The sequence below is a fragment of the Amycolatopsis sp. NPDC059027 genome (genome assembly GCF_042739735.1).
Classification (GTDB): Bacteria; Actinomycetota; Actinomycetes; order Mycobacteriales; family Pseudonocardiaceae; genus Amycolatopsis.
The window spans coordinates 134,764-148,457 of record NZ_JBHYIK010000011.1 but is presented as its reverse complement, the minus strand read 5'-3'; the positions used below and the strand labels follow the sequence as shown (position 1 = coordinate 148,457).

Below are 13,694 nucleotides of genomic sequence, written 5' to 3'. Positions count from 1 at the left end.
GGGCGGGGGGGGGGGCGGGGTGGCAGTGTGCCTCCGCGGCCGGGGGCGCGGGGGGGGGGGCGCCCCCCCCCCCCCCCCCCACGAGGTGCACGCCGCACTGTCGGACCTCGGGCGGATCGACACGACGCGGGTGGCGATGCACCCGGGCTCGGTGCAGGGCTTCGGACGGCTCGGGCCGGACTCGGTCCCGACGTTCCTCATCCCCGGCAATCCGATGAGCGCGCTCGTGGTGTTCGAGGTGCTGGTGCGGCCGCTGATCCGCGCGGCCCGCGGCACCCGCAACCCGCATCGCCGGGTCGTCGGGGCACGGCTGCTCTCGCCCGTGACGTCGACCAAGGGCAGGCGGGGTTTCCTGCGCGGTCAGCTGCTGCGGGACGAGGCCAACGGCGAGTACCTGGTGCAGCCGCTCGGCACGTCCGGCGCACATCTGCTCGCCTCGCTCGCGGAGGCGAACTGCCTGATCAACGTGGACGAGGATCTCACCGAGGTACCGGCGGGCGAACAGGTCAAGGTCACCTTCCTGGCACAGCGGGGGTAGCACGGCGGATGACCTCGCCCGTGTCCGGCGTGTCCTACCCGGTGGAAAGCAGGCATCCCGGCTGGCCCGCCCGGCTCGGACCGTTACGCGTCCCGGCGGGCGTCGTCACGGTGCGGCCGGTCCGGCTGCGGGACGCGGGCGAGTGGAGCCGGATCCGCCAGCGCGACCGCGAGCACCTGGAGCAGTGGGAACCCACCGGGATCGGGCCTTGGCCCGATCGCAACGCCTTCTGGTCGTGGCCGTCGCAGTGGGCCGCGTTGCGGTCGCTGGCGCGGCGCGGGCAGTGCCTGCCGTTCACGGTGACCGTCGACGGCCGGTTCGCCGGGCAGATCACTGTGGGTAACGTCATCCGCGCGTCGCTGCGGTCCGCGTGGATCGGGTACTGGGTGGCTTCGGACTTCGTCGGCGGGGGTGTCGCGACGGCCGCCGTGGCGCTCGTGACGGATCACTCTTTCGGGCTGGCCGGGCTGCATCGGCTGGAGGCGACCGTGCGCCCGGAGAACGGGCCCAGCCTGCGCGTTCTGACCAAGGCGGGGTACCGGCGGGAAGGCCTTTTCGAGCGCTATCTCGACGTCGCCGGTGGCTGGCGGGACCACTACTGTTACGCCATCACCCAGGAGGAAACCGGCGACGGCCTGGTGCCCCGGCTCATCGCATCCGGACGTGCCGAACAGGCGTGATGGCGATTACTCGTCCGGCTCCGCAACGGCGTTACCACATTCCGTGAGTTTCACCTAATCCGGTGATGCATTTCCGTGATCGAACCCGGCGAGCCTCCGCCCGTTCTGTTACTCCTGTGGCTAGCGTGACTTCAGGACAGGAAGAGTCGGGGGAGGTGACGGGAGATGCCCAGCTCCGTGATCATCGTCGCGCTCGCCGCGGCATGGCTCGTCGTACTCGTGCCCATGGTCGCCCGCAAGCGCCAGCAGGTCGCGCGGACGGCCGACTCCGCGCTCGCCGCGCGAGTGGTGCGGAGCGGGAGCGCACGCAACGAAGGACAGGAGGAGTTCGCCATGTCCGACAGCGCGAAGCCGACGGTCGAGGACGACCTCGCCGAGCTCGAAGCCGAACTCGACGCGGACCTCAAGGACGAGGAACCGGAACCCGACCCCCTGCCGCAACCGTCACGCGCGCCACGCGCCGAGTCCGAACGGCACGGCTACCGCCCCGGCCGGGGCGGCTTCGACCCCGAAGCCGCGGAGATCGCGGCCCGCGCCAAGTACGCCTTCCGGCAGCGCGTCGTCGTCATCCTGCTCATCGTCGCCGTGGCCACCGCCGCCGTCGCCGGCTTCCTCATCCCGCTCGTCTGGTGGGCCCACGCCGCCGCCGACGTCGTCCTCGTCGGCTACCTGGGCTATCTCCGCCGCCAGGTGCGCATCGAGAACGAGATCCGGCAGCGCCGCATGGCGCGCTTCAACAACACCCGCGCGCCCCGGCGTCCGATGGCCCCCGAGGCCGACGAGGAGCCTGTAGTAGACGATGTAGAGGACGTCGAGGTCGTCGCCCCCGTCCGGCGCGAGATCGTCGAACGCAAGCCGTCGCCGATGCTCCGCGCCCGCAGGCAGGCCGTCGTCGTGGACCTCGACGACGAGGACCCCGCCTTCGTGGACCTCGACGAGCCGGGGACCAGGCCCTTCCGTCGGGCCGCCGGAGAGTGACCCCCGGTGCAAGGGGCTCCATGAGCTGCTGATAGGCTCATGGAGCTTCAAACAAGGGGCTGTAGCGCAGTTGGTAGCGCGTCTCGTTCGCATCGAGAAGGTCAGGGGTTCGATTCCCCTCAGCTCCACATCACGTGGCCCACTAGAACAGTGGGCCAATTCGATGCCCTGGAGCAGGGCTTCAATATCGTTTACAGCACGAGGGCCGTCTCCCGCTTGGGAGACGGCCCTCGTGCCGTTTGCAGTGGTGGAGGGCGGTGCTACGCCTCCGGGATCGGGCTTGTCGCCCGCTGGCGGGCGCTGGCCGGTCTGTACGGCGTGCAGCGTGGCGAACGGCTCGCGGAGGTCGTGGTCAGTCACGTCTTCCTCTTCGACGAAGAGGTGCTCGAAGAGCGCCTGGTTCAGCAGGCGACGCTGTTCGTCATCGCACCGTAGGTACAGCTCCTGCGGGTCCTCAAGCAGGGTGAGGCAGAGTTCAATCAGGCGGGCGGCCTCGGCGAGGTTCTCGGTGGTGCCCTCAAGGCGAGCGGTCAGTCGCTCGCGTTGGTGGCCGATGGCGTAGAGCCGCTCCTTGATCTTCGCTTGCGGCATTCCGTCGCCGCCCTTGGCTGCCAGATCGATCAGGTTCTCCTCCTGAGCGTCGAGGTCGCGCAGTTCGGCGGTGAGCTGCTGGTGGAGGAGACGGCTGGCAGCCTGCTCGTCCTCGAGCGCCGTCGCGACGTGCGTCCTGACACCGGCGATGAAGTCGGGGCCAAACCGGACAGTGGCGTAGTGGGCCTCGATGGCTTCCTCGACGTGCAGGATGTTGAGGTGCGGAGCGCGACAGGTGCCGCTCTGTTTGTTTCGGCAGAAGAAGTACATGTACTCGGTGCCACGGGAGTTGACCGTGCGTTGGATGATCATCCGGCTGAGGCGGCCAGTCCTCCTGCAGCGGCCACAGAACAGGGAACCCTTGAGGTAATGGTGGTGCACGCTGGGCGCGGTGGCGTATTCCCCTGGCAACGAGATGCAAGTCATCCAGGCTGAGCAAGATGCGGACAGGCATATCGATATGTCAGAAGCCTTCGCGCAGCCGGTAGGCCTGCCGAACGGCCTCGCAGGGCCAGACCGCCTCGCAGCACGCGCAATCACCGGTGGCCGGGTCCGGCTCGTGCAGCACAAATGTCAGAATGATCAGGCTGTACAAACTGCACGGGCTCGGGGATCCGCTCGCTGACCGTCGCCGACAGCCGGTTCAGCCGTCGCTGCCAGGCGCAGGACACTCGTGGGCCACTACGCAGGTCGATCGTTCGTACGGCCATGATGACCGCTCCGTCCGTCTCATCGTCGATCTTGGACGGCATCCGACGCCGAGGGCCACGCCCAGCCGTCGGGGGAAGAACGGCCAGTGGCGCCTCTCGGGGTGGGGCGCCCACCTCGGCGCCGGATACCGCTTCTGACCTTGGTCGAGGGCGCCAAGGGAGCCCAGGGCAAAGACCGGGAAAATTGCCGAAAAGACCGGCACCCACAGGGCCTGACCTGCGGTAATGTGACCAGGCGGCACGGACCGTACACGGAGGGGTGCGTATGGTCGCTAGGCGCGACGGACTGGCACGGGCACGGCGGGCAGCTGGCTACACGCAGGAGACGCTCGCTGAGGCACTGGCGGTCGACGTCAAGACGATCGGTAACTGGGAATCGGGGAAGACCGAGCCGCTGCCATACAAGCGACCCAAGTTGGCCACGGTTCTGAACATCAGCGCGGACCGCCTGGAGGTGCTGCTGCGCGAGGACCTGCCGTACGCGACGGCCGATTCGCGCGGCGAGCACCAGGTCGGCAAAGGAGTGGTCGCGAGCGTTGAGGAACAGGGACGTACGCCTCGGGCGGTGCACGGCGTGTGTCCCGACGGACCGACACAGCCAGATCGGCAGGCCGACCTCGCCACCATCCAGGCTAAGGCCACCGCATTCCAGGTAGCGGACCGAAAGGTCGGTGGCGGCCGGATCTATTCGACCGTGGTCGAGTACCTGCAGACCGAGATTAGCCCGCGCCTCTTCGACCCAACCAGTGACATCCTGGGCGAGCGCTTGTTCGAGGCGGCCGCCTCACTGACGGAGATCGCCGGATGGATGGCCCACGATAGTGGCCGTGATCAGCACGCCAAGCGTCACTTCAGCCAGTCATATCGGCTCGCGAAGGCGATGGATCACCCTGCGCTCCTCGCCAACGTCTGCGCCAGCATGAGCCACCTCGCTGGTCAGCTCCACCAGGCGACGGACGCCGTCCGCATCGCCCAAATCGGCTTGATGCATGCTGAGCGGGGCCCGGCTCGGCAGCGGCTGTCAGCGCGGTTGCACGCCATGAGCGCCCGCGGTTTCGCCATGCAAGGCGACACTGAAGCGAGCCGTCGATCCCTGATGGACGCAGAACGCGTGCTGGAGCGCCTGCACGAGGACACGCCTGCGGAATGGATCAGTCAGTTCGACGAAGCGTCGTTGGCTGGTGAGGCAGCCCTCTGCTACGACGCACTCGGCGACCGCAGACAAGCCGAACGTCAGGCTCGCCGCGTGCTTGAGCTGCGGGTCGGCGACCGGGTGCGTAGCCGCGCATTCGGGCAGCTGACGCTTGCCGAGGTGCTCATCGGCGGCGGCGAGATTGATGAGGCGGCTTCGCTCGGCCGCGAGGTATGCGCGGCCCTCGGCGCGCTCACCTCAACTCGCGTGAGCAGTCGACTTACCGATCTCAAGACAGCCTTGAAGCCACATCGCGCAGTGCCCGAAGTGCAGCTGTTCCTGGCAGACTGCAGTCATGTTCTGCAACCCGCGGCTGCGCCGAAATCCGACACGTCGTGGCCGGTGTGACTGAGGACGATGCGGCCCGCTTCGCGTACCTGGCCGAGGGCAACGCCAAGCAGGCGCGTAAGCGTGTCGCCGCCGACGTACTGATTACCGACCGGGCAGGCCGCGTGCTGCTGGTGGATCCCACCTACAAGGAGGGATGGGACCTCCCAGGTGGGATGGCCGAGGCCAACGAGCCGCCGCGGGTCGCCGCCGAGCGGGAACTACGTGAGGAACTCGGACTGACGCTGACCGTTGGCAGGCTGCTGCTTGTCGAATGGGTACCACCGCACGGACCGTGGGACGACCAGCTGATGTTCGTCTTCGATGGCGGTGTGCTTGACGACGCGACGGCGGCGAACCTACGTCTGACCGACGAGGAACTGGCGGGGCTGCGGTTCGTGACGCTGGCCGAAGCGAAGCCACTGCTCAAGCCGCGACTGTGGTCGCAACTCGACAAGGCGCTCGCGGCGCGTACGTCGGGCGACGTGGCGTACGCGGAACTTGCGCCAGACACTGCGGGTGAGCAGAAAGATTAGCCTTCCGGCCAGAGGCGCTGGACGATGGCCACGACGGTGGTCCCGAGTGCTGTTGCCACCTGGTGCAACTCGATGAGGTCGAGCCGTCGTTCGCCGGCCTCGTACTTGCTCACGAAGGACTGCGGCTCATCGAGCCGCTCCGCGACTTGTACCTGCGTCAGGCCAGCTTCACGTCGCAGTTCACGCAGGAGCGCGCAGAGTCGTTGGTACTCCGCAGAGTAGATCGACTTGTCCACCGGGGTAGCGCAACGTAACGCTCGACAATATCCCAAAATAGGATATTGTCGCCGTCGGTCGAGAGAATCGACCTTCTGCCAGCGCTTTTGACGGGAGGTGACGACATGCAGAAGACCACGTCCGGCGGCGGCGGCGGTGGTGGCACCGGCGGCTGACCTCAACGCACAGGCGGAGAAGCGCGAGGTCCTGGACGCTGTACTCGTCCAGGACCTCGCGTTTTGCTATTCAACAGGAAAATAAATCTTGGTACAATAAGTGATAGATGAATCAACTGCTCGACCAGCTTTACAAGGCAAAACTCCGGCTCGCCGGATTGGTGACAGCCGTCGTCGGCGTTGGCTTTCTGTTTCTGTCGAAAGCTGTCGCGACAACCGCAACCCTGAGCTGGCTCGTGGGTTGGCCGACCAACGAGCTGGGCACCACGCTGCTTAGCGCCGGTGTCATCGCGGTCATCTTCGAGTACTACGCCAGGCGGGAAGCTGATGAACGGGCTACCGCGCACTTCCGTCAGGCCATCCGGCAGGAGGCGCCGGCTATCCGTGACGCCGTACTGGACAGCTTCGCGTTCGAGCCGGAGACGATGCGGAGCATCGCGTCGGAGAAGATGCTTGACCGCATCGCGACCAACGCGATCGGACTCCGCCTCGGTGACGTCGAACTTGCCCACGATGCCTACGCTGACCTGCGTGAACAGGTCGTTCGCTCGCCGGAGCGATGGCACAACGTCGACGTGTCGGTGTCACTCAGTCCCTGGGAAGGCGGACCGGCGAAGGGCAAGGACTCGATGTTCGTCGCTACGATCCGCTGGGAGTACGAGGTCAGGCCGACCGAATCGACGCTGCGATTCGTGAGTACGAGCGACCAGGCGGAGTACCGGGAGTTGCTTCGCGATCCGACGGTCGCCGACCAGTGGATGTTCGAGAAGGTAGGGACTCTCGACGCAAGTTCGCAGGACACGTTCGAACTCGTCCAGTTCACCATCGATGGCGAGGAACGACCTATTCGCCGAACCGTACGTCGCGGCGCGCAGGTGTACACGGTCGCTCTCGGCAAAGCTGCGACGATTGGCAACGAGGTGACGGTCTCGTACACCTACCGGATCCTCGCGCAGTGCCACGGGCATCTGCTGTACCTCGACCTGCCCCGGCCGACCAAGGGGCTGCACGTTCAGCTCAACTACGGGCAGGCAGACATCCGGTACGTCAACGTGCTGGACTACTTCGCGAGTCCTGAGGCCTCACGCGTCGAACGGTCTCCGACGACGGCGCCGGCGAAGACCGTCGACGTCGGCTTCGACGGGTGGGTCTTCCCGCGGGCTGGGGTGGCGTTCGTGTGGGTACTCGAGGACGAACTGACTAGACATCTGATCAAGCGGTGACATATAGCCTGACGAGAGGCTGTCGTGGGAGTTCGTACGTTACTACTCTTAACCTGGTTCCCTTGTCCGCCGGAGAGGTTGCTGTGCGCATAGTGATGAAGTGGCGCATCTGGGTTTACGACCTCAGGCTCTGTTCGGCGTTGAAGTAGTTCATGCCATGCCCAGAACGGCCTCTTGATCCGGAGTCCGGACCGCTCCATACGTTCGCGGCCGAGCTCCATCGGGTAGGTCGCGGACTCGTGGATCGCATATGTCAGGTGCCGCGCCGCCAGTAGCTGGACGACTGGTGGCGCAGTTGTACCTCCATCCGGATGACGACGAATCACCCAAGGAACGAGAAGCGCTCGGCTATCGTCGAAATCGTCTCAGAGCCTCGTGCTGACGTTCTGCACAGGTACAGTGGCTGTGCGCTGCCGTGACGAGGTGGCAGCAATGGTTACACACGTCCTTACGGCCAGGAGGGTGCCGTCGTGGATGGACCAGGGTTTCACGTCGACGTCGAGAAGGTTGAGGAAGCAGCGTCAGGCATACGCCGAAGCGTCACTGACCAGGAGAACTTCGAGCTGCGTGGCCTCTGTGGTGACACCCAGCTCTACGGCCATGGCGGCATCCACGACGCTCTGATGAATTTCTGCGTCCGGTGGAGCGATGGTCTCGACACGTTGACCGACGATGCCGGCGCGATCGGCGACGTGTTGGCGCGTGCTGCCCAGGCATACCGCACTGTTGACCAGTCTGCGGCCGACTCACTGAAGACCGACCCCGGCGAGGGGGCGGTCGACGGTGGCTGAGCTTGGCGAAACCAGGGATCCTCGCGCGCTCGTGCCCGGCAATCCGGAGGCGATCGAGGAGAACATCCGTGTACTGCGCGGCCGCGGCGACGAGGCCGAACACGCGGCCGGGGGTCTGCGGGCGATCGACACCGGCTCGTGGGAGGGGCCCGCCGCGCGAGCGTTCCATGACAAGTTCAGCTATGAGCCGAACAAGTGGTACGACGCGTCCGATGCGCTCCACCGTGCTGCCGAGCTGCTCGATGACTACGCGTCTACCTTGCGCTGGGCCCAGACACAGGCCGGGGAGGCCATCGCGCTCTGGGACAAGGGCCAGGCCGCCACGCAGCAGGCCAAGGCTGCCTATGACAAGGCTGCCGCCGAAGCCGCTGCGCACAACCAGCCGCCGCCGACGTTCACCGACACCGGAGAACCATCCCGGCAGGCCGCTCGGGACATCCTCAACCGGGCCCGCGTGCAGCTCACGGGGGCTGGCGACTCGATTGCGGGCATGCTGAACGCCGAAGCTGACGGGGCGCCGCAGCAGTCCAGTTGGCTAGATGATGTCGGCAACTTCGCTGCGGACTTCGGTGCGCACCTGCTCAACGGGCTGGCGTCATTCGGTAACGCCATGCTCAACCACCCGCTCGATACGGCGGCGTTCGTCGGCGGTGCGGGGCTCACCATGATCAGCTCAGTCGGTGAAGGCGCTGGTCTCCTGCTGGACGCGACGGGCATCGGTGCGATCGCTGGTGTGCCGCTCAACGTAGTGTCAGCCGGGGGCATCGTCGTCGGCGGCACCATGATGGTGGCCTCGGCTGGCGACTTGGCGCGCCATGCCGCCACCGATGACAAGGTCGAGGTCGTCAACACGCGTTCGGCACCGAAGCAGCCGACCAAGACGGACCGGCTCAAGGAGCACCTGACTGATCGCGATCTGGATGCCGCGCGGCGAGAACTCAACGGCGAGGTCGTCGCTAGGAAGGGTGACGGCACCCCTTGGGATCACGTCAAGGAGGTAAAGGAAGCGCAGAACGGCCTCCTGAACCAGGTTAACAAGCTCAAGCGCATGCTCAATGACTCGCGGCTGTCGCCGGAGGACCGGCCGGGGATCGAAAATGAGCTGTCCGAGGCCAGCAAGCTGCTCGACTACAGCGAGCAGTGGGTGCCCCGAGGCTGACCACTAGGCTGACACGGGAGCGAACGGGAACGGCGAATGGCAGCGAATGTGACGAATGACGAGACTCTGACCCTTGAGGAGATCGAAGGCAAGCCGTGGGGCGAGCCGCCGGCTGATGCGTCGCGTCTGGTCAAGACGGTTCATGAGTTGCGCCGTAAGCCGATAGGCCAACTCACCGCCGAGGACTTGCGTGTTCTCCTGAGTCAGCAGACGAGCGTCGACGCCCTGGTGCCGTACGCGCTGAACCTTCTTGAGACCAATCCGCTGGTGGAGGGGGACTACTACCCCGGCGATCTGCTGGTCGCGGTGCTACAGCTCCCGGCCGAGTTCTGGCGGCACCACGCTGATCTGGCCGCGCGCTTTGGGCAAGTCGTGACAGTCGCGTCCTCGATGGACTTCAATGCACATTACGCGCCCGCGGACGTCATCTCGGCAGCGATCGACGCGTATCGGACTGTGGGAGGACAGCAACAGCCTGGCCATTGAGTTGGCAAGTCATCGCTACCCGGCTGTTGAACGGCATGAGGCTAGTGGTCCTGAGGCAGGCCGAGCTGCACAAGCCAAGCTGTTGACTAACCTGCCTCGCTTCGTTGCGCCGGGACCGTCTCAACCAGCCGGACGCGAAGGTCACCCGGCCCGTCGCTCGCTTCGACAGTGACGACGTGGGTCATCTGGTTCAGGAACTCCTTGAAGCTGCGGCAGCCGTAGTTCCGCTCATCGAACGCTGGGTCGAGAGACAGCATCTTGTGCTTGAGCCACGCACCCGGGGCGTCGCCTCCGACGCGCTGCTGCATACCTTGGAGCAAGAGCTTCTCGCCGTGTTTGATGTCGAAGGCGGCTTTCACGTTGGGGCGGATGGTGGGGTCGGCTGCGGCGACGAGCGTCCCCCAGTACTTGTACTCGGAGCAGACCGAGACCAGCCGCGGGCTGGCCGATGCCTCGGTCCCGACGCCGACGACGTGCTTGCCGAACTCCCGGAGTCGTTGCACGAGCGGTGAGTAATCACCATCGCCGGCCACCAGGAGGTACGTCCCGATGTCCGGGTGCGTGATCAACGTTTCCATGGCATCGACGGCCATCCGGATGTCGGCAGCGTTCTTCTGCTGGATCCCGAACCGCTGGATCTGGATGAGGTCGACGCCGTTCATGGCGAGGTCGTTCTGGTACTTGCCGAACTGCTGCTTCGCCCAGTCGGCGTACGCGCGCCGGATGGAGGCGTTGCCGTAGTCGCGGCACACCAGCTCGAGCGCTGCGTACGGGACGGGATTGGTCTGGTCGGGCAGGCTGTTGGCGGCGCCGATGGCGAGGTTCTCGAAGTCGATGAACACTGCGATCTGCTCGGTGTCGCCTGGGCGCGTGACACTGGTCAATCTTCTGGCTCCGTTCAAGAACATGGTCAATGCCGGCGTGGGCAGGTGCACGAACGTCGCTGCCCTCCGGCAGGTCGTTACGTGATCGCTCGGTTTGTGCTGGCATCGCGATCAAATGCAGTCGACGCGTCTAGCGGACCGTCATCTTCCGTCGCGCGCCAGGCGGCGACTCCGCAGAGCATCGACGCAAACCCGCACGCTGTTGCGATGATCGCTGCCCATGTCACATCCGCCGAGACAGCTAGATAAGTTTGTATGCTTGCCACGATGCCGTAGGTGATCGCCATGCCACGCCATCCATGTCGAGCATTCAACCGGCACCTCCTACTCTCGGAGATAGCCCTACGCCGCGGCGTTGACGAAGATGGTTACACCGGTACCGAACAAGAGTTGAAGTCATGACTGGTTTTGTGACCTGATAGTGGGTTATCACTCGTTTAGCGTCACCCAAGCCTTGGTGCGACGTCGTGGCTTGTTGCCCTGCGTTTCTTGACACTTGACAGCTTGCAGTACCGATCGATGCCTTGTTGGCCTGCCTGGGTGACCTGCTGTCACGGTACGCAGACTTACTCGATCATGAGTTGCCTAGTTTATTGCGAATAGCCGTATCGCGGTGCGGCTGTTGGCAGTACGGTGTACCGCGCTGCTAGTCGGCCCATCGCGTTCGAGTCCCACAGGGCCGCGCAGATCACCGAACGCCGCTAGGCAGAGGTAAGAGGGGGGCCGAAAGGCCATGACGCAGCCTGCTAGACCAGATGGCGGAGCCACGCCTGCGGCCAAGCTGGACACTGAGTTCCAAGGCTGGCTTGCCAACGAGCAACTCCGTATCCGAGACCAGCAAGGGCAAGGCGACGTCGGCAAAGGCTTCAGCCTGGACCGCGGCGAAGCCGAGAGGATGCTCAAGCAAGCTCAGCAGCTCCTGGTGGAGATGCAGCCTGCCTTGGCCGATGCCAACGCCCTGGCGCAGATCCAGCCGCCGGCCCGTGATCCGGCCAGCATGAAGTATCACGGAGACCTGACACGCCAGGATTCAGGACAACCTGCGGCGCTCTCCTTCGGGGCTGGTCACGTTCGCGTTCAAATCGCCTACCTGTCCGAGTTGGTTACCAGACTGGAAACGGCACTCGGTAAAACGCATCAAGCTGATCTGCGTGCTGACGGGGATATCAGGAAAGCCGGGCAAACCGACGGAGGACGTGCCGGATGAGAGGTCCTGCAGTAACCGTAGTTCTGGTCGCAGCACTCACTATGGTGCTGACTGGCTGTTCCGGCACCAAGCCTGACCCGCCAGGGCAAACGTCCTCGAAGCCACCAGACGGCGCGGCAAATTCCTCATCGACTCCGCAGGCGTTGCCCTATGCGGGCGCGCCAAAGGTGGCTACTCCTTTACCGAACTCGGTCTTGACGGGCGGGCCGTGTGCCGCGCTCACCGCGCAGCAGGTCAAGGACGGGATCGGGGTGAACGATCCGGGAAAGCCAGATACAGTGCCTGGCATCGGGGCCAGATGTGTGTGGTCGAATGTAGAAACCAGTGGGCAGGTTCTGGTGTACTACGTCACGGAGACTGGAAAAGGACTGAGCGGACTCTACGAAAACACCAAACCGCAATCGGTCGTCTGGAAGCCGTTACCGGCAATACAGGGGTTTCCCGCCGTCGCGTACGTATCTTCGAGCGGCGGCGATCCCAAGGACTTCTGCGCGGTTAGTGTTGGCATCGCCGACAACCTCACGGTTGAAGCCGCCATGTTCTTGGGCCGAAGCAAGCGCGGCAAGGTTGACCCCTGCACGATCGCTCCCCTCGAAGCCAACGACGTGGTGACCACACTGCGGGGGAAGGTGGGTGTCTGACCGTGGGGTTCTTCGATGGAATCATGCACCTCGGAAAGTCTGTTCTCGACAAGGTGAAGGAAGGCGGCAAGACGCTCGTCCATCTCGCCGAGAAGGCTGCAGCGTGGACTGATGACCTGTTCGCAGGCAACCTTGGCACTCAGGCAGTACCCGCGCCCGAGGTCATTAAGCAGGTCATGGGCGGTAACGCCGCCGACTGGTTCCGCGGCATTGACCTCGCCACTGGACTCTCCAAGGCACAACAGGGTTTCACAAACCGGACATCCGAGATTCTCGGTGGACTGGAAGCGTCGTGGACGGGTCCGGCGTCGGAGGCTGCCAGGGCCAGGATCCGGAAGTTCCGTGACGTTGCCGCAGCAGCGGATGGCACCTTCCGTAGCAACGGCTCCAGCCTGAGCACGGTCGCACACGGGTTTACCAGTGCCCAAGCCCACATGGACCCACTGCCGAACCGGCCGGACAAGAGCTTCTTCGACGTCATCTCGCCGTGGGACACCGACACGGAGAAAGCGATCAACAACTACAACAAGACCGTCGAGAAGAACCTGGCCATCTACAAGGACTACACCGAGCAAGCCCGAACGGGCAGTTCCCAGCTCAGCATCGACTACGGCCAACTCGGCGCCTACGACGGCGGAGCGATTGCGGCGCACAGGCCTGTCGACAGCCAGAAGCCCCCCACGAGCCGGGATCCCCATCAGACCGTCCCACCGCACCAACCCCAGACGACCAGCTTTGTGCCGCCCCAGCCAAGCCCGCCGTCTCCGGGCATCGGGCGTAACGGACCGCCACGTCCCGATGGGCAGTTCGTCGGCGATCGCCCCGCCGCCAGCGCATCTGGCGAAGGACCTGCAGTCCACACACCTGAGGGGCGAGACGGTACTGCGGCGGCGGGCTACCTTCCCTCCGGTTCCCCCTCTGGCGTTCCTGCAGGCGACCTATCGTCCACCACTGGCTTTGGTCGTGGGGTCTCGAGTGCGGCCGGTGCGGGCGAGGGAGGGCTGGGCCTCATCGGAAGCGCCGGCGAGGCCAGTCGCGGGAGCAGGCTCAGCGGCGGCTCCGGGAGAACCGGAGCGGCGCCTGGCACGGCGAAACAGACCGGTGGCATGGCAGGCGGGGTGATGGCTCGAGAGGGTGTCGGAGCTGTGGAGAAGGCAGGCGGCCGGGCAACGAGTAGCCCTGCGGGACTCGCTCCCGGCGGCGGTGGGCGAGGTGGGAAGGGCGAGGACCGGGAACGGGAGCGCAAGTTCGTGTTGGACAACCCCCTCTTCACCGAGGACGAGCGGAAGGACGACGTCGATCCGATCACCGGCTTGCCGCCGGTGCCGCCGACGATCGGGGCCTAGACAAACACACGAG

The 13,694-nt window shown here is 65.3% G+C and carries 15 protein-coding genes, 1 tRNA gene and 2 pseudogenes; 14 read left to right on the top strand and 4 right to left on the bottom strand.

Going from position 1 to position 13,694, the window contains the following annotated elements; genetic code table 11:
* The 5 genes and pseudogenes from ACFWY9_RS10445 to ACFWY9_RS10425 all read left to right on the top strand — a co-directional run.
* A pseudogene (locus tag ACFWY9_RS10445) lies at positions 1-538 on the top strand (hypothetical protein); the annotation flags it as partial.
* 8 nt (positions 539-546) lie between these two features.
* Entirely contained in the window at positions 547-1,218 is a 672-nt protein-coding gene (locus ACFWY9_RS10440) for a GNAT family N-acetyltransferase (protein ID WP_378324351.1), read from the top strand.
* A gap of 165 nt (positions 1,219-1,383) precedes the next feature.
* Complete coding sequence (gene glpR, locus ACFWY9_RS10435; RefSeq protein WP_378338694.1) at positions 1,384-2,196, top strand: gephyrin-like molybdotransferase receptor GlpR; 813 nt, start codon at positions 1,384-1,386, stop codon at positions 2,194-2,196.
* Between the two features lie 55 nt (positions 2,197-2,251).
* Positions 2,252-2,324: transfer RNA gene (locus tag ACFWY9_RS10430), tRNA-Ala, on the top strand.
* Between the two features lie 22 nt (positions 2,325-2,346).
* A complete protein-coding gene (locus tag ACFWY9_RS10425; protein ID WP_378338693.1) occupies positions 2,347-2,631 on the top strand; it encodes a hypothetical protein in 285 nt (94 codons plus the stop codon).
* A gap of 396 nt (positions 2,632-3,027) precedes the next feature.
* Here ACFWY9_RS10425 and ACFWY9_RS10420 read toward each other — a convergent pair.
* Positions 3,028-3,099: pseudogene (locus ACFWY9_RS10420) on the bottom strand (hypothetical protein); the annotation flags it as partial.
* Between the two features lie 663 nt (positions 3,100-3,762).
* Between ACFWY9_RS10420 and ACFWY9_RS10415 the strand changes: the two are divergent.
* Both ACFWY9_RS10415 and ACFWY9_RS10410 read left to right on the top strand, forming a co-directional pair.
* Complete coding sequence (locus tag ACFWY9_RS10415; protein ID WP_378338692.1) at positions 3,763-5,037, top strand: multiprotein-bridging factor 1 family protein; 1,275 nt, start codon at positions 3,763-3,765, stop codon at positions 5,035-5,037.
* Positions 5,034-5,552: an NUDIX domain-containing protein gene (locus ACFWY9_RS10410; protein ID WP_378338691.1), complete on the top strand. Its 519-nt coding sequence runs from the start codon at positions 5,034-5,036 to the stop codon at positions 5,550-5,552. The genes ACFWY9_RS10415 and ACFWY9_RS10410 overlap by 4 nt, the downstream gene beginning before the upstream one ends.
* Here the strand turns inward: ACFWY9_RS10410 and ACFWY9_RS10405 are convergent.
* Positions 5,549-5,788, bottom strand: a complete 240-nt coding sequence (locus tag ACFWY9_RS10405) for a helix-turn-helix domain-containing protein (RefSeq protein ID WP_378338690.1) — start codon at positions 5,786-5,788, stop codon at positions 5,549-5,551. The genes ACFWY9_RS10410 and ACFWY9_RS10405 overlap by 4 nt on opposite strands.
* A 263-nt stretch (positions 5,789-6,051) precedes the next feature.
* On the opposite strand from ACFWY9_RS10405, the gene ACFWY9_RS10400 reads away from it, so the two are divergent.
* The 4 genes from ACFWY9_RS10400 to ACFWY9_RS10385 all read left to right on the top strand — a co-directional run bounded on the left by ACFWY9_RS10400 (position 6,052) and on the right by ACFWY9_RS10385 (position 9,603).
* On the top strand, positions 6,052-7,167 hold the full coding sequence (locus tag ACFWY9_RS10400) for a hypothetical protein (protein ID WP_378338689.1): 1,116 nt from the start codon (positions 6,052-6,054) through the stop codon (positions 7,165-7,167).
* A 470-nt stretch (positions 7,168-7,637) separates the two neighbouring features.
* A complete protein-coding gene (locus ACFWY9_RS10395) occupies positions 7,638-7,958 on the top strand; it encodes a WXG100 family type VII secretion target (protein ID WP_378338688.1) in 321 nt (106 codons plus the stop codon).
* Positions 7,951-9,117, top strand: a complete 1,167-nt coding sequence (locus ACFWY9_RS10390) for a putative T7SS-secreted protein (protein ID WP_378338687.1) — start codon at positions 7,951-7,953, stop codon at positions 9,115-9,117. The genes ACFWY9_RS10395 and ACFWY9_RS10390 overlap by 8 nt, the downstream gene beginning before the upstream one ends.
* Before the next feature lie 36 nt (positions 9,118-9,153).
* Positions 9,154-9,603, top strand: a complete 450-nt coding sequence (locus tag ACFWY9_RS10385) for a contact-dependent growth inhibition system immunity protein (protein WP_378338686.1) — start codon at positions 9,154-9,156, stop codon at positions 9,601-9,603.
* 86 nt (positions 9,604-9,689) lie between these two features.
* Here ACFWY9_RS10385 and ACFWY9_RS10380 read toward each other — a convergent pair whose 3' ends face one another.
* Positions 9,690-10,487, bottom strand: a complete 798-nt coding sequence (locus ACFWY9_RS10380; RefSeq protein ID WP_378338685.1) for an NYN domain-containing protein — start codon at positions 10,485-10,487, stop codon at positions 9,690-9,692.
* A 77-nt stretch (positions 10,488-10,564) separates the two neighbouring features.
* Positions 10,565-10,774, bottom strand: coding sequence for a hypothetical protein (locus ACFWY9_RS10375; protein WP_378338684.1), 210 nt, complete (start codon positions 10,772-10,774; stop codon positions 10,565-10,567).
* Between the two features lie 446 nt (positions 10,775-11,220).
* Between ACFWY9_RS10375 and ACFWY9_RS10370 the strand changes: the two genes are divergently transcribed.
* The 3 genes from ACFWY9_RS10370 to ACFWY9_RS10360 are packed head-to-tail and all read left to right on the top strand — an operon-like array spanning position 11,221 to position 13,681.
* Entirely contained in the window at positions 11,221-11,694 is a 474-nt protein-coding gene (locus ACFWY9_RS10370; protein WP_378338683.1) for a hypothetical protein, read from the top strand.
* Entirely contained in the window at positions 11,691-12,335 is a 645-nt protein-coding gene (locus ACFWY9_RS10365) for a DUF3558 domain-containing protein (protein ID WP_378338682.1), read from the top strand. The genes ACFWY9_RS10370 and ACFWY9_RS10365 overlap by 4 nt, the downstream gene beginning before the upstream one ends.
* A 2-nt stretch (positions 12,336-12,337) precedes the next feature.
* Entirely contained in the window at positions 12,338-13,681 is a 1,344-nt protein-coding gene (locus tag ACFWY9_RS10360; protein ID WP_378338681.1) for a hypothetical protein, read from the top strand.
* Positions 13,682-13,694: the final 13 nt, after the last annotated feature.

Bases quoted from the DNA above. Each gene is read 5' to 3' on its own strand.
- ACFWY9_RS10440 (WP_378324351.1), top strand. From the start codon at position 547: ATGACCTCGCCCGTGTCCGGCGTGTCCTACCCGGTGGAAAGCAGGCAT.
- glpR (WP_378338694.1), top strand. From the start codon at position 1,384: ATGCCCAGCTCCGTGATCATCGTCGCGCTCGCCGCGGCATGGCTCGTC.
- ACFWY9_RS10415 (WP_378338692.1), top strand. From the start codon at position 3,763: ATGGTCGCTAGGCGCGACGGACTGGCACGGGCACGGCGGGCAGCTGGC.
- ACFWY9_RS10400 (WP_378338689.1), top strand. From the start codon at position 6,052: ATGAATCAACTGCTCGACCAGCTTTACAAGGCAAAACTCCGGCTCGCC.
- ACFWY9_RS10385 (WP_378338686.1), top strand. From the start codon at position 9,154: ATGGCAGCGAATGTGACGAATGACGAGACTCTGACCCTTGAGGAGATC.
- ACFWY9_RS10375 (WP_378338684.1), bottom strand. From the start codon at position 10,774: ATGGCGATCACCTACGGCATCGTGGCAAGCATACAAACTTATCTAGCT.
- ACFWY9_RS10370 (WP_378338683.1), top strand. From the start codon at position 11,221: ATGACGCAGCCTGCTAGACCAGATGGCGGAGCCACGCCTGCGGCCAAG.
- ACFWY9_RS10365 (WP_378338682.1), top strand. From the start codon at position 11,691: ATGAGAGGTCCTGCAGTAACCGTAGTTCTGGTCGCAGCACTCACTATG.